Annotated in this window: 17 protein-coding genes; 10 read left to right on the top strand and 7 right to left on the bottom strand. The window is 50.7% G+C overall.

Annotation, left to right across the window (positions count from 1 at the left end; genetic code table 11):
* Both JU82_RS03430 and purH read right to left on the bottom strand, forming a co-directional pair.
* Positions 1-298, bottom strand: a 298-nt coding sequence (locus JU82_RS03430; RefSeq protein WP_037946491.1) for a DnaJ family protein, incomplete at its 3' end; no start/stop codon positions are given.
* A 150-nt stretch (positions 299-448) separates the two neighbouring features.
* Complete coding sequence (gene purH, locus JU82_RS03425) at positions 449-1,984, bottom strand: bifunctional phosphoribosylaminoimidazolecarboxamide formyltransferase/IMP cyclohydrolase (protein ID WP_037946487.1); 1,536 nt, start codon at positions 1,982-1,984, stop codon at positions 449-451.
* 95 nt (positions 1,985-2,079) lie between these two features.
* Between purH and JU82_RS03420 the strand changes: the two genes are divergently transcribed.
* Complete coding sequence (locus JU82_RS03420; RefSeq protein ID WP_037946485.1) at positions 2,080-2,574, top strand: DNA-deoxyinosine glycosylase; 495 nt, start codon at positions 2,080-2,082, stop codon at positions 2,572-2,574.
* Here the strand turns inward: JU82_RS03420 and JU82_RS03415 are convergent.
* On the bottom strand, positions 2,563-3,366 hold the full coding sequence (locus tag JU82_RS03415) for a D-alanyl-D-alanine carboxypeptidase family protein (protein WP_037946483.1): 804 nt from the start codon (positions 3,364-3,366) through the stop codon (positions 2,563-2,565). The genes JU82_RS03420 and JU82_RS03415 overlap by 12 nt on opposite strands.
* Positions 3,367-3,456: 90 nt before the next feature.
* On the opposite strand from JU82_RS03415, the gene JU82_RS03410 reads away from it, so the two are divergent.
* The 7 genes from JU82_RS03410 (at position 3,457) to JU82_RS03380 (ending at position 9,701) form a co-directional block, all read left to right on the top strand.
* A complete protein-coding gene (locus JU82_RS03410; RefSeq protein ID WP_037946481.1) occupies positions 3,457-3,732 on the top strand; it encodes a hypothetical protein in 276 nt (91 codons plus the stop codon).
* A 54-nt stretch (positions 3,733-3,786) separates the two neighbouring features.
* Positions 3,787-5,199, top strand: a complete 1,413-nt coding sequence (locus JU82_RS03405; RefSeq protein ID WP_037946476.1) for a hypothetical protein — start codon at positions 3,787-3,789, stop codon at positions 5,197-5,199.
* 94 nt (positions 5,200-5,293) lie between these two features.
* A complete protein-coding gene (locus tag JU82_RS03400; RefSeq protein WP_037946474.1) occupies positions 5,294-6,412 on the top strand; it encodes an ABC transporter permease in 1,119 nt (372 codons plus the stop codon).
* A complete protein-coding gene (locus tag JU82_RS03395; protein ID WP_037946472.1) occupies positions 6,409-7,164 on the top strand; it encodes an ATP-binding cassette domain-containing protein in 756 nt (251 codons plus the stop codon). Before JU82_RS03400 ends, JU82_RS03395 begins: the two co-directional genes overlap by 4 nt.
* Positions 7,148-8,116: an MlaD family protein gene (locus JU82_RS03390; protein ID WP_037946469.1), complete on the top strand. Its 969-nt coding sequence runs from the start codon at positions 7,148-7,150 to the stop codon at positions 8,114-8,116. The genes JU82_RS03395 and JU82_RS03390 overlap by 17 nt, the downstream gene beginning before the upstream one ends.
* A 2-nt stretch (positions 8,117-8,118) precedes the next feature.
* Positions 8,119-8,721, top strand: a complete 603-nt coding sequence (locus tag JU82_RS03385; RefSeq protein WP_294892084.1) for an ABC-type transport auxiliary lipoprotein family protein — start codon at positions 8,119-8,121, stop codon at positions 8,719-8,721.
* The gene (locus JU82_RS03380) at positions 8,718-9,701 is read left to right on the top strand and encodes a 6-phosphofructokinase (protein WP_037946466.1); all 984 of its coding nucleotides are present in this window, start codon (positions 8,718-8,720) and stop codon (positions 9,699-9,701) included. The genes JU82_RS03385 and JU82_RS03380 overlap by 4 nt, the downstream gene beginning before the upstream one ends.
* Here the strand turns inward: JU82_RS03380 and JU82_RS03375 are convergent.
* Positions 9,625-10,518, bottom strand: coding sequence for a TIGR01777 family oxidoreductase (locus JU82_RS03375; protein ID WP_294892083.1), 894 nt, complete (start codon positions 10,516-10,518; stop codon positions 9,625-9,627). The two genes, JU82_RS03380 and JU82_RS03375, sit on opposite strands and share 77 nt — an antisense overlap.
* A gap of 114 nt (positions 10,519-10,632) precedes the next feature.
* Between JU82_RS03375 and JU82_RS03370 the strand changes: the two genes are divergently transcribed.
* On the top strand, positions 10,633-10,956 hold the full coding sequence (locus JU82_RS03370; protein ID WP_037946464.1) for an NGG1p interacting factor 3 protein, NIF3: 324 nt from the start codon (positions 10,633-10,635) through the stop codon (positions 10,954-10,956).
* Positions 10,957-10,991: 35 nt separating this feature from the next.
* On the opposite strand, the gene JU82_RS03365 is transcribed toward JU82_RS03370, so the two are convergent.
* The 3 genes from JU82_RS03365 to serB form a co-directional block, all read right to left on the bottom strand.
* Positions 10,992-11,324, bottom strand: coding sequence for a c-type cytochrome (locus JU82_RS03365; protein ID WP_037946462.1), 333 nt, complete (start codon positions 11,322-11,324; stop codon positions 10,992-10,994).
* Between the two features lie 173 nt (positions 11,325-11,497).
* Positions 11,498-11,842 carry a hypothetical protein gene (locus tag JU82_RS03360; protein WP_294892082.1) on the bottom strand — a complete coding sequence of 115 codons (345 nt, stop codon included), beginning with the start codon at positions 11,840-11,842 and terminating at the stop codon, positions 11,498-11,500.
* 94 nt (positions 11,843-11,936) lie between these two features.
* Entirely contained in the window at positions 11,937-12,566 is a 630-nt protein-coding gene (gene serB, locus JU82_RS03355; protein ID WP_037946458.1) for a phosphoserine phosphatase SerB, read from the bottom strand.
* A gap of 62 nt (positions 12,567-12,628) precedes the next feature.
* Here serB and JU82_RS03350 point away from each other — a divergent pair.
* On the top strand, positions 12,629-13,464 hold an 836-nt coding region (locus JU82_RS03350), incomplete at its 3' end, for a methylenetetrahydrofolate reductase (RefSeq protein ID WP_037946456.1).

Below are 13,464 nucleotides of genomic sequence, written 5' to 3'. Positions count from 1 at the left end.
GACCGAATATGTTGCGCAGGATATCATCCAAATCGACATTGTTCCCTTGACCGCGGGCGAAATCATGAAAATTCTGTCCGCCAAACATCGAATCTCCGAACTGATCGTATTTGGCACGCTTTTCTTTATCGCTGAGAACTTCATAGGCTGCATTGATCTCTTTGAATTTTTCTTCGGCTTTTGGGTCTTTATTGACGTCGGGATGGTACTGGCGCGCGAGCTTTCGGTATGCTTTTTTGATTTCGGCCTCGCTGGCACCGGGAGAGACTTCAAGAGTGGTATACAAACTTTTTGACATGGGAGATTCCTGCTAAAACAATATCGATTTTTATTGGTAAAAATTATAGCATATAAGTTGAGTCAAAATCAATCAAGTTTAAATTGTGATCTTCGTAAGCGAGGGGGTTAAGAGGCAGTAAGAAGTTGCGCCCTCAAGGCGCAATCCTTTTTAGTGGAGAAAATGGCGAATGCCGGTGAAATACAGAGCCATACCGTGCTCGTCGGCGGCCGCGATGACTTCCTCATCCCGTACCGAACCGCCCGGTTGGATAACGGTTTTGACGCCCGCGCCAGCCGCCGCGTCGATCGAATCACGGAACGGAAAAAACGCTTCGCTAGCCAGCGCCGAGCCGCTCACGTCCAGACCCATCTCTTCGGCTTTTTTGAGGGCGCAGCGTGCAGCATCGACGCGTGAGGTCATTCCCATCCCGACCGCAACCATCGCCCCGTTTTTCACGTACACGACGCAGTTCGATTTGGTTAATGACGCGACTTTGTAGGCAATCTCGGCGTCTTTGAGTGCCGAAGCGCTTGCGACGTGTGTAGTGACGAGCTTCGCATTTTTCACTTCATCGGCGGTAACTTTGTCCGCATCCTGGAAAACAAATCCGCCGTCGATATGTTTGAAATCGATTGCATCGTTGCTGAGCACGATACGGTCCGCACCGTATTCGAAGAGTTTGAGCCGTTTTTTCGGCTCGAACACTTTTTGCGCTTCGTCGTCGATGCGACCGGCAATGATCACTTCGAGGAACATTTCGTTCATTTTTTCCGCCAATTCTTTGGTCACGACGCCGTTGACCGCTACGACACCTCCGAACGCCGAAACGGGATCGCATTTGAGCGCTTCGGTATAGGCATCCATGAGATTCTCGCGGATCGCAAAACCGCACGGGTTACCGTGTTTGACGATACAAATTGCGTTTTCATCTCCGAACGCCGCCGCGATTTTCACCGCGCCGCTGATATCGGTCAGGTTGTTGAAGCTCGCTTCTCCTTTGAGGGTCTTGAAGTTTTGGCTGAAGAACGTGTCAAACTCGTACAATGCCCCTTTTTGGTGCGGGTTTTCACCGTAACGGGTATCCATCACTTTGTTACCGACAACAAACTGCTTAGCCCCCATACCGTTGTTGAACCGCTTGTTCATATAGTTGGCGATCATGGAGTCGTACGCCGCGGTGTGCTCATACGCTTTGATCATCAGATCGCGGCGGAATTCGACGCTGTTGAGGCCGTTTTCGATGGCATTCAGTACGAGCGAATAATCCGACGGATCGGTTACGATAATGACGCTGTCAAAGTTTTTCGCCGCAGAGCGGACCATCGCAGGGCCGCCGATGTCAATGTTTTCGATGATCTCTTCGAAATCGTCGGTACGCTCGATCGTCGCTTTGAACGGATAAAGGTTGACGCACACCAGATCGATTGCCTCGACGCCGAGTTCAGCTGCCTGATCCAAATGCGACTGTTTGTCACGACGGTGCAAAATCCCGCCGTGAATGTACGGGTTAAGTGTCTTGACGCGTCCCTCGAAACATTCGGGGAATTTGGTGACCTCATCGATCTCGATCGCATCGATCCCTTCTTCACGCAACAGTTTGTACGTTCCGCCCGTAGAGATGATCTGATACCCCAATCCGATCAGAGATTTGGCGAAAAGGGCGATGTTGCTTTTGTCGCTGACGCTCAGCAGTGCACGCTTCATGCAGTTCCTTTGAGTGGGCCTGATGCCCGTGATTTAGTGGCGGAATTGTAACAAAATGTGGTTTAGGGGAAGGTAAATTGAGATAAAATCGGCTTATGCAACCGTTTGATCACCCCTTCGATCCGATTCTGGACCATTGTACCCGCGTGCTGTTTCTAGGAAGTTTCCCCAGCATTGCATCCTTCGAACAGTCGTTTTATTATGCCCATCCGCGTAACGCTTTTTGGCCGATCATCGAGGAAATCTTCAACGTCACGCTGCCCTCCAATGAAGCCAAAAAGGCATTTTGTCTGGAAAAGGGGATCGGGTTGTGGGACGTGATCGGCTCCTGCGAGCGGAGCAATTCGAGCGATACCAATCTGCGCAACTGTGTCCCCAACGATTTTGCCGCATTGCTGCAAAAGTACCCGAATATTCGGGCATTCGGATTTACGGGAAAAAAAAGCTTCGACTTGTTTCGCAAAAATTATAAGGGCTTAGAGGTAACGCAGGTGCTTCTTCCCTCCACCTCGCCGGCCCATGCGGCGATGCCGAAAGAGGCGAAAAAGGCTCTGTATAAAGCGTTTTTGGATGAATTTTTAACTGTTTAAAACCTGCTCGAAAATCTGCTTCGCCGTTTTCCAGCGGTCTTCTTTGGCGTTCATCATGACGATAAGGCAATCCTTGCCGTCTTTTTTCGCCCGGGCGATAAGGCAGGCTCCCGCTTTGGACGTGTACCCCGTCTTGACCCCTACCGCGTATTCATAACGGTTGAGAAGGCGGTTATGGGTATAGGCAAAAAACTTTTTGTTTTTATTGAGCGAATAATACGTATGTTCATTCATTTTGCTGATCTCGTTGAACTTACGGTTTTTAATCGCGTATTCGGTCATCTTGAGCAGGTCTTTCGGGGTCGAATAATGCTGTTTGTCATCGTATCCGCACGGGTTGGTAAAGTGCGTGTGACGCATCCCGATCGCTTTGGCTTTAGCGTTCATCATCGCGACAAAACGCTCTTCGCTTCCTCCGACGGCAATCGCAATCGCTTTGGCCGCATCGTTATCCGATTTGATCATCGTTGCTTTGATCATATCTTCCAGACGAATAACATCCCCTCGTCGATAGCCTGCAATCGTCGGTTCGACCCGCGTCATCTCTCTCGTGATCGTCACCGGTCGTCCGAGATTCCCCTGCTCAATGGCAATTAATGCCGTCATCACTTTGGTAAGGCTGGCTGGTTTGAGTTCTTTGAACGGTTCTTTTGCGTAAAGCATTTGTTTGGAAGTCATATCTTTGACCAGCAAGGCGCCGACGTTGAGTTTGTTTAATTCTTCTTTGTTGATTTCGGCGCAGAGGCTGACGGAGAGGGTGAGTAATAATGCACTAAAACGTTTTATTATCATAGAGTATCCTTTAAATATTGTCAATTATGACATGCCAAAAGCAAACACTATGCCACCTATGCTAAAATTCGCGGAAAAAAAGGGGAGACGATGCAACGGTTTAAACGTTTTTTTGCCGCAGTATTCATCGTCTCCAGCCTTCTGGGCGCACTGCATGAGGTGATCCACGATCATGTCCATGATGCGGACGGCCATTATGAGCAGTCCTGTCCCCTGTATCTGCTGAGCCATGTCCTCGCCGTACCGAACGAGCCGATCATCCTCGCCGCAATCTCGTTGTCTTACGAACCTTTTATCGCTCAGTCCAACAGTGTTTCCTGGGCATTTCCGACCGTTTTACGAACCCGCGCTCCCCCTTCGGCCTAATCCTTATTTTTATCCATACCTTTTTAAAAATTTTTAACCATCAGGATTAGCATCATGAATAAACTATTGCTCTCTTCCCTCGCGGCGGCCCTACTGTGTGCCGATGGTACCGAGATCCAGAACCTCAAAGCCCAAATGGCACAGATGGAGGCGATGATGAAAGCGATGCAGGAAAAAATCAATCATCTGGAACACCAACGCCCTGCGCAAACGGCTGATGCGGACGAAATACACCACGACAACGCCCATTCGGCGCACAATCTTCCAAAAGCCGTTTCCGATTTTGACCTGTCGCTCGTTTTGGATACGTCTTACGTGAGCCGTTCGCAGAAAGACGAACAACTGGCCCATCTCGAGCTTCCGGGTATCGCGCATGGACTGTTTGCACCGCACAACCATAACGGATCAACCCATCCGACATACAATGCCCAAAACGGGTTTAATCTTAATTATGCCGAGATGGGTATTCACAGTGAGCTGACGTCTAACCTCGATGCCGAAGTATTGTTGCATTTTTCCGAAGGGGGCGTCGATATCGAAGAAGCCTTTTTCACCGCTCACGATCTCCCTTATAACCTCCGTCTAAAAGGGGGAAAATTTCTCAGCGACTTCGGTTATCTGAACCATCGGCACCATCATGAATGGAGTTTTTCGGATATGCCTCTGGTGTACGAAGCGTTTTTGGGGAATCACGGCTTAGACGAGATCGGCGCACAGCTCCAATGGACGGCACCGACCGATACCTATTTGATGTTCGGAATCGAAGCGCTTCAAGGCAAAAACGAGGGGATGTTCGGACAAGCATCCATCAATAACCCCTACACAGGCCAAGAAGAAGAGGTCCTTTCGGGTTCGGCACAGCAACCCTCGCTCTATCTGGGATACGTCAAAACGTCCGCCGATATCGGTGACACAACGATTCTCGCGGGAGCAAGCTGGGCACATGGAAATACGCGCATCAATCATTTCAGCGACGAGACCCCTTACGCCATCAGTGCGACAAGCGACTTATATGGTCTTGACCTAACCCTGCACTATCGTCTTGATCCCCACAGCGCCCTTATCTGGCAGAGCGAATGGCTCTATCGTGATATGGAGGGGACATACATCGCGGACAGCGATAACGATGTGTCCACGGTCAATGAACTCGTCTATTCGCCGATACACAAAAAACAGGCGGGATACTATACGCAACTCGTTTATACGCCGTCCGAAGAGTGGAGCATCGGAGCACGGTACGATGCCATCTACCGCAACCACATCACCGGAACGGACCAATTCGCACCTAAAAACCTAGACCAATGTTCCGCAATGGTCGAATATCGTTCCGGTGAAACGGCTCGATACCGTCTCCAATACACTCACTCCAATGCATTTTTCAACGAAGCGCAAGAGCGCCAGAATCTCGATTCTCTGATTTTTTCGGTCAACCTCTTGCTGGGTTCTCACTCAGGCCATGAAGATTGAACCGTCTGTTTGACGGCGCCCCCTAAACAGGGCTGCCGCAAGCCCTCCCCTATTCTCTTCTTCATCTCTTTTCCAAAAGTGCTATAATCAACTCATGCGAAGCACATCTACGGCGACCCTTACCGTTGTCCAAGAAGGTTCTCAGACCCGGCTGAAATGCGCAGGAGCATGGACGCTTCCTCATCTGTCCGAAGTAGCGGGAGTACTTGAGCTTTTTTCCCCTGCATCGGCAATCATCTGGGACATCCGCGATGTAAGCGAAGTCGATTCGGCCGGAATAGCCTTATGGCAGATGTACTACCGATCCTATGAACGGCAGGGATTCTCATCGACGCTTATAGGAGCCGACGAAAACCAGACCAAACTGTACCGTCTTCTCTACCCTCATAACCTTGACGATTCCCCGTTTCCCGAAGCCCCTTCATGGCTGTATCGGCTAGGCCGCGAAATGCATCTCTACCAAAAAGGGATCGGTACGTTCCTCGCTTTTTTGGGAGAGGCGTTTGTCGTGCTGTTTCATACATTGCGCCATCCTTCGCGTCTGCGTTGGCACTCCATCGGAGCCCATATTCTCGCGACCGGCGCGCAGGCGCTTCCGATCATCGCTCTGAGTGCCTTTTTGATCGGCGTAGTCATCGCCTATCAAAGCATCGTCCAACTCCAAAAATTCGGCGCCGATATTTTCATCGTCGATACGATCGGTATTTCCTTGACCCGCGAGTTGGCCCCTCTTATTACCGCTATCGTCGTTGCGGGAAGAAGCGGATCGGCATTTACGGCCCAAATCGGCGCGATGAAAATGACGCAAGAGATCGATGCGATGAAAACGATGGGGTTCAATCCGTTCACCTTTCTCGTATGGCCCAGAGTCATCGCGCTGATGATTGTGATGCCGTTGCTGATCTTCTTTGCCGATATGGTCGGCATCTTCGGCGGTATGGTGATCGCCAATACCCAGTCGCATATCAGTTTCACCGAATTCATCCACCGGCTTCAAAACGCCCTTGCCCTCAAGCACTACGTCATCGGAATCGTCAAAGGGCCGTTTTTCGCTTTTCTGATCGCCATGGCAAGTCTATACCGGGGGTTTCAGGTCTCCATGAATACCGAAAGCATCGGCCACTATACAACCAAGAGCGTCGTCAACGCTATCTTTCTCGTCATCGCCTGCGACGCTCTATTTTCGGTCTTATTGACGGAATTGAAGCTATGAAACAACCGATTATCCATGCCCGCGACATCATCACGTCCTTCGGCGACAACATCGTTCACGATCATGTCAGCTGCACGGTTTACGAAAATGAAATTTACGCGCTGATCGGAGGCAGCGGATCGGGCAAATCGACATTGTTACGCGAAATGATCATGCTGGAACACCCAAAAAGCGGCCGGATCGATGTTTTAGGCTACGACCTTTCCGCTCTATCGTATCAAGAGGCCCAAACGCTGCGGAGCCGGTGGGGGGTGTTGTTTCAATCGGGAGCGCTTTATTCTTCGTTGAGCGTCGGAGAAAATATCGCGCTCCTCTATCATGAATACACCGATCTGCCTCCCAAGCTCATTCATGAACTCGTAAAGCTCAAGATCGATCTTGTCGGCCTTCCCGCGCATGCCATACATCTGTATCCCAATGAGCTCAGCGGCGGGATGGTCAAACGGGCGGGATTGGCCCGGGCATTGGCACTGGATCCGAAACTTCTGTTTCTTGATGAACCGACTTCGGGACTCGATCCGTTCAGCTCGCGCCAATTCGATACGCTGATTCGTGAGCTTCGCGATCTTCTGGGGCTAACCGTAATCCTAGTCACTCACGATCTGGATACAATACATCATATTGTAGACCGTTTCGCGTTGTTGGGAGAAAAGAAGGTGATTGCCGAGGGAAGTCTGGCAGAAGTCCTCGCCGTCCGGCACCCGATTGTCGATTATTTTTTTCAGAAAGGGACACATGGAATCTCGTTTTAACTACACTTTTACAGGACTCTTTGTCGTTGTTTTTGCGATAGGACTGATTGCGTTTGCCTTTTGGCTGGGAAAATACGGTCAGGATGAGCAAGATTATCGCCGCTTTTCCGTCTACATCACCGAATCGATTTCGGGACTTGCCCCCGAAGCGGCCGTCAAATACAATGGCGTAGACGTCGGCAAGGTTGAAGCGATCCGCATCAATCCCGACAATAATGAAGAAGTCGAACTGACCCTTAAAATCAAAAAAGAAACCCCTATCAAAACCGATTCCTATGCCGTTTTAAAATTCTATGGCATCACGGGACTGGCTTTCATAGAGATCGTCGGGGGTTCCAAAAAGGCACCGCTGATGATGGAAAACGGCCAACGCGCTTCCATCATCCAATCCAAGCCTTCAATGATAACGCGGCTGGACGAATCGCTGAGCAACGTCGCCATAAAACTCACCGCGACGCTCGATCACGCAGACCGTCTTTTCAACGACGAAAATATCGAAAACGTTCAGATGAGCCTCAGACACCTCCGTTCCCTGAGTGAACAGATCGACGGTTATCAAAAAGAGATAAAATCCCTTTTGGAACAAAGTGCCGCACTCGAAGCCAACGCCACCCGCGCTTTCGGTACGATGAACAAAGCTGCCGGAAGCGTCAAAAACACATCCGACAATGTCAACACACTCGTACAGACCAAAATGGCCGCAACTCTGGAATCGCTCGAGAAAACATCCCGCGAGAGCCACACGCTGATCAAAAAACTCGAGGCGTCGCTGGATCGCGGCGATTATGACCTCAAAACCATCGCTTCTCCCGCTACCTCCGAGCTGAGCGAACTGATTACGCAAACGCGCATCCTGACACAGGAAATGGAGATGACGATCCGCGACCTTCACGAGAGTCCCTCGGATCTGCTCTTCAAAAAATCGACGCCGAAACCAGGCCCGGGAGAATGACCATGAAACGCACCGTATTTTTTATCTCAGCCGTTATAACGCTTGCCGGATGCTCCGGTACCGCACCCGCCGTCAAAGAGTATACGATTCTCCCGTCCAAATCGGTTCAGTCCCTCTCTGCGCCTCTCGCAAGCGGAAGCCTTCGTATCGCCCCCGCCAAAACGATCCCGTCACTCGCTTCCAAAAACATCTATTATCTTCGCGAGGGGGGGGAAGCGGGAAAATATCTCTATAGCCGGTGGAGCGATACTCCCGCATCCCTGATTGAACGCTCGCTCACCTCATCGTTGCAGGAGCGCGGAGTTTTCGGCGTCTTGCTCTCTTCCACGTCTACGGCGCGTCCGTCGTATCTCCTCGAATCGGATTTAAACGCGTTTTATCACCGTTTTCCCATCGCGGGAGCAAGCGAAGGATACATTGACGCCACATACCGTCTGATCGATCCGACGACGAACAAAACGCTGGGAAGCAAACGGTTTCAACTGACCGTAAAAGCATCCAGCGACGATGCCAAAGGAGGCGTCGAAGCGCTTTCGAAAGCGACTGAAGAGCTCAGCCTGCAATGCACCCTATGGCTGAGCCGACAGATACAGGAGAACCAATGAAGAAAAAAATCGCCATTCTCTGCTCAGGGGGAGACGTCTCGGGTATGAACCCCGCTCTCAAGCGGTTTGTGGAATACGCCATCGCACGCGGCATGGAGCCTTATTTTGTTTATCACGGATTTGAAGGGTTGATTGACAACCGCATCGTTCCCGCCGGATACGCCGACGTCTCGGGGATCATTACCCGCGGCGGAACCAAAATCGGCTCGGCCCGTTCCGAACGCTTTAAAGAGAGTTCTTACCGCACAATCGCCGCTGAGAACCTGCGTTCTCACGGTATCGGTATGTTGATCGTACTGGGAGGGGACGGAAGTTTTCGCGGGATGGAACAGTTTTACCGTGAACAGGGCATCGCATTTTGCGGTATCCCTTCCACCATCGACAACGATATTAACGGTACCGACTACTGTCTTGGGGTCGATACCGCACTCGGAGTCATTCGCGACTCAATCGATCAAATACGCGATACTGCAGCTTCCTTCCGCCGTGCTTTCGTCATCGAAACGATGGGGCGCAACTGCGGCTATCTAGCTCTGGTCTCCGCATTGACCTCCGGAGCGGAACTGTGTCTAATCCCCGAGATTCCCGCTGATATCGACGAATACAAACCGTGTTTCATCTCACAGGTAGAGCACGGAAGAGACTATTTTATCGCCGTCGTCTCCGAAGCATTGCGCAATTCGGACAAAGTCGCCGCATGGTTTGAAGCCGAGCTTGGGTTTGAAACCCGTGTTGCGGTCTTGGGGCATACCCAGCGCGGAGGCAATCCGAGCGTTTATGATCGGTTGATGGCGTACCGTTTTGTCACCTACGCTATCGATGCATTGTCCGAAGGAAAAAGCGATTCGGTTATCTGTTACAGCAAAAGCCATTTCGTTTTCAAAACGATCGATGAAGTGGCCCTTACCCCTTATCGCCTGGATGAAGAGCTTCTTGCTCTTGGGCGTGAACAATTTGCTCCATCGCACGCTCAAAAGTAGGATACAAAAACGTAAAACCGGCTTCCTGTAAACGGCGCGGATACACCTCTTTAGAATCCAGCATCACCGTCGAGCCTTCCCCGAACACCAATTTGACAAACCACGCGGGAAGATCGAAAAAAGCCGGACGATGCAAAATACGCCCCATTGCTTTGGATTGAGCCATATTGCTGATCGGTTCGGATGCGGTGAAATTGACGATTCCTTCGATATCGGGCCGATCGGTCAAAAAAGCGCAGGCGCGGACCAGATCGTCCAGATGAATCCACGAGACCATTTGAAATCCGTCTCCCATTTTACCGCCGAACCCCAGCTTGAACGGAGGGAGCATTTTAGACATTGCCCCTCCTTGCGAAGCATACACCACGCCAAAACGCATCAGACACACCCTCGTACGTTCGGAAGAAGCACCCATCGCCGCGGTTTCCCATTCACGCACCAAATCGGCCAAAAAATCTTCCGCCAGATGACGGGAGCCCTCCTCATGCTGGTGAAAACTGTCATACACTCCGACTGCCGACGCGTTCAAAAGCAGCGAAGGGGGATGGGAACACATTGCAAAGGCTTTGACGATTTTAATCGTTGTCTCAAGGCGGCTTTGGCGAAGAATTTTTTTGTATTCGCTTGTCCACCGTCCCAGAATATTTGCGCCGGCAAGATTAATCACGACATCGGCTTGTTCGAATACAGACGCAATTGACTGGACAGACGTGGATGAACGGATGCTTATCCCCTCTACAGTGTCCCCACGTTTTCGAAAAAAATTCTCCAATCCGCCGCCCACAAATCCGCTCATACCGCATATTACTATTCTCATCTGCTGCCTCGTCCCTTTTATGTCGGTACAAAGATTGTAACTTAAATAGGGCATGTAGGGTTTAAAGTTATAATTGGCTCAATGCTTTAATCCTATTCTAATAGAGGACCTACAATGCTATATCAAGTGATCGTTTATGTGCCCCTTCCCGATGCCGAAATGCTTAAAGCGGCACTTTTCGACGCGGGTGCCGGAAAATATGAGAATTACGACCGATGCAGCTGGGAAAGTTTGGGAACCGGGCAATTCCGTCCTCTTCCGGGATCAAATCCTGCCATCGGGCAGCATCACACGATCGAACGCGTCGATGAGATCAAAATCGAAACGATATGCAGCGCTGAATGCATCACGAATGTGTTAAAGGCATTAAAAAGTGCTCATCCGTATGAAGAACCGGCGTATGGAGTAATTGAGTTAAAGACGTTGGAAGATTTTTAGAAGAAGGGGCCCCGAAAGGGGCAAGGCTTGTTGTATCAGCCGCAAGAAGGAACGTTGCCTGAATCTGAACCGTATTCAAACAAGAAATCGCGAAGATCCTGAGATTGGGCTTTGAACAATGGGCCATTGAAATACGCAGCCGATTTGTCGTTTGCGTGTGCTTTGACGATTTTCTCTCCGTCGTTAGCAAAAAGGTCATCCCATTCTTCCTGCGTATGCATTGCTGCACCTTTAGTACCGCTGCCGTGGCAGTTCTTACAGGTTTTAAGATAGGCTTTTTGCCCTTTTTTGACATCGGCAGATGCGGCTGTACTCATCATCCCTACCGCTACAAGTGCAGCGAGGAAGCATGAAGCTGACTTTTTCATGTCGTTCTCCTACGAATATTATTGGTTTAAGACACCTTCAACATTTTCGAAAAAACGGTGAAGATGTCTTGATGCGTTTTATGATACCCGATAAAGGGTAAATAGAGCTTTAATGTAATGTTAATGTGATAATTTTTCAGCTGTTTTTATCAAAAATGTATCAAAGCATCCCATTACTCTTCGTCATCGCCCTCTTCATCGGCATTCTCTTTTGGCATCCCGACTTTCACTTCACGGCGAATTTTGTCCTGCCGTATTTTGCGGTATGCTTTGTACTGCGCTTTTTTTAGGGCGTCGCCTTCAAGCCCGACTTCCGCTCCGATCTCTTCGGCACTAAGTCCCGCCTCGTTCATCATTACCATCCGAAACTCTTTCTTCGTCAAATGGCGTTTGAGCGCTGCGTACAGTTCCCGCTCGTCCTCTCCGATCTCGATCGCATTGCATTCGTAGATGCGGGCCAATACTTCGCGGATCGTTTTCTCGGGGTTATAGTGTGTCCAGAGTGAATTTTCTAACATATTTTTCCTTTTTTATACGCCGACGGAGCCAAGCCCCGCCGTCTACGCTAACGCTGTGTTTCCCTCGACGGGAAGCCCGCGCACTCGTGTGCTTTTACGCAAATACCTTATCGATGATTTGTGTCAGGTCTTTGGTCTCGATGATAACGTTCGCCTCTTTTTTGAGGATCTCTTTGGCGCAGAATGCGACTCTTGTCCCCGCGTGGGCAAACATCGAGCGGTCGTTCGCACCGTCTCCGACAACCATCGTCTCTTCGGGGCTGATGCCGAAAAGCCCCTGTAAGCGCAACAGCATGTCCCCTTTGGAAAAATCGAACATCATATCCCCGCCGACAAGACCGGTGAGACGGCCGTGCTTTTCATGCAAAACGTTCGAAAAATCGGCATCGTATCCGAGAATTTCCTTTGCATGCGACGTCGCGCTACGGAACCCGCCGCTGAAACAAACGACTTTGATCCCCCGCTCCTTCAGCTGTGCAATCGTCTCTACCGCGCCGGGCATGTAGGGAAGGTTATGGCAGATATGCTCCACCTTCGAAAATTCAAGACCCTTGAGAAGCCCCACCCTCTCCTGAAGGCTTTGAAAAAAATCGAGTTCGCCGTTCATCGCACGCTCGGTGATGGCCGAAACCTGTTCGCCGATTCCCAACGCTTCGGCGAAAAAATCGATCGTTTCTCCGTCCATCAGGGTCGAATCAAAATCAAATACCGCTAACTTAATCAAAAGAATTCTTCCTCTTCGTTATAATGACGCAATTATATCTTTTATACCCCTAAAGGCATCTTTTGTTCGGCACCTTTATCGAAAAACTGCGCTCCGGCACCTATATCACCTTAGAAACGACCCCGTCACGTTCGGCGGCCTTTGCCCCGACTATCGATAAAATCGAAGCGCTCGGGCTTCATACGCTCGTTGACGGCTTCAGCACGACCGACAACCCGTTGGCCAAGCTCAAATACAATGCCCTCTTCGCCGCCGTGGCGCTTCAAAACCGCTTCGGCCTCCCGGTACTGGCGACGATGAGCATGCGAGATCGCAACCGCATCGCATTGCAAAGCGACCTTCTCGGGGCCAACGAAGCGGATGTCCGCGCCATCCTCGCGCTTACCGGGGACAGCGCCCATTACTCCGACCAGCCTCATGCCAAAGGGGTATTCGAGGGAAACAGCAAACTTCTTCTCGACATCATTTCCACCTTCAACCGCGGCGTCGATCTGGCCGACCAAAAGCTGATCGTTCCCCCCCGTCCCATCTATCCGTTTGCCGTCATCGATTCGTACGCCAAAAACAGTGTCGCTCTGGAAAAGAAGATGGCCAAAAAAGTCTCGCACGGAGCGATCGGGATCATTTCACAGCCCGTCTACGATCTCGACAATGCCCGCAAACTGCTGGAGATGATGGAGCGCGCCAACGCGGAGCACAACGCCGAATGCACGCTCATTCTGGGCTTTTTCCCCATCACGAAGCTTCGTACGGCCCGATTTTTGGATGAGAACGTTCCCGGCATCCATGTCCCGGACCGCTGGGTCGAAGCGCTTGAAGCCGCCTCGGGCATCGGTCCCGAAGAAGAATACCGCGTGGGATTCGAGCTGAGCAAAAATCTTTTCGAAGAGCTCAAAGC

This window comes from Sulfuricurvum sp. MLSB (assembly GCF_000747095.1).
Classification (GTDB): Bacteria; Campylobacterota; Campylobacteria; order Campylobacterales; family Sulfurimonadaceae; genus Sulfuricurvum.
This window is presented reverse-complemented; position numbering and strand designations above follow the sequence as displayed.

Bases quoted from the DNA above. Each gene is read 5' to 3' on its own strand.
- JU82_RS03365 (WP_037946462.1), bottom strand. From the start codon at position 11,324: ATGAAAAAGTCAGCTTCATGCTTCCTCGCTGCACTTGTAGCGGTAGGG.
- JU82_RS03390 (WP_037946469.1), top strand. From the start codon at position 7,148: ATGGAATCTCGTTTTAACTACACTTTTACAGGACTCTTTGTCGTTGTT.
- JU82_RS03380 (WP_037946466.1), top strand. From the start codon at position 8,718: ATGAAGAAAAAAATCGCCATTCTCTGCTCAGGGGGAGACGTCTCGGGT.
- JU82_RS03420 (WP_037946485.1), top strand. From the start codon at position 2,080: ATGCAACCGTTTGATCACCCCTTCGATCCGATTCTGGACCATTGTACC.
- JU82_RS03385 (WP_294892084.1), top strand. From the start codon at position 8,119: ATGAAACGCACCGTATTTTTTATCTCAGCCGTTATAACGCTTGCCGGA.
- JU82_RS03400 (WP_037946474.1), top strand. From the start codon at position 5,294: ATGCGAAGCACATCTACGGCGACCCTTACCGTTGTCCAAGAAGGTTCT.
- JU82_RS03370 (WP_037946464.1), top strand. From the start codon at position 10,633: ATGCTATATCAAGTGATCGTTTATGTGCCCCTTCCCGATGCCGAAATG.
- JU82_RS03410 (WP_037946481.1), top strand. From the start codon at position 3,457: ATGCAACGGTTTAAACGTTTTTTTGCCGCAGTATTCATCGTCTCCAGC.
- JU82_RS03395 (WP_037946472.1), top strand. From the start codon at position 6,409: ATGAAACAACCGATTATCCATGCCCGCGACATCATCACGTCCTTCGGC.
- JU82_RS03375 (WP_294892083.1), bottom strand. From the start codon at position 10,518: ATGAGAATAGTAATATGCGGTATGAGCGGATTTGTGGGCGGCGGATTG.
- JU82_RS03405 (WP_037946476.1), top strand. From the start codon at position 3,787: ATGAATAAACTATTGCTCTCTTCCCTCGCGGCGGCCCTACTGTGTGCC.
- JU82_RS03360 (WP_294892082.1), bottom strand. From the start codon at position 11,842: ATGTTAGAAAATTCACTCTGGACACACTATAACCCCGAGAAAACGATC.
- JU82_RS03415 (WP_037946483.1), bottom strand. From the start codon at position 3,366: ATGATAATAAAACGTTTTAGTGCATTATTACTCACCCTCTCCGTCAGC.
- purH (WP_037946487.1), bottom strand. From the start codon at position 1,984: ATGAAGCGTGCACTGCTGAGCGTCAGCGACAAAAGCAACATCGCCCTT.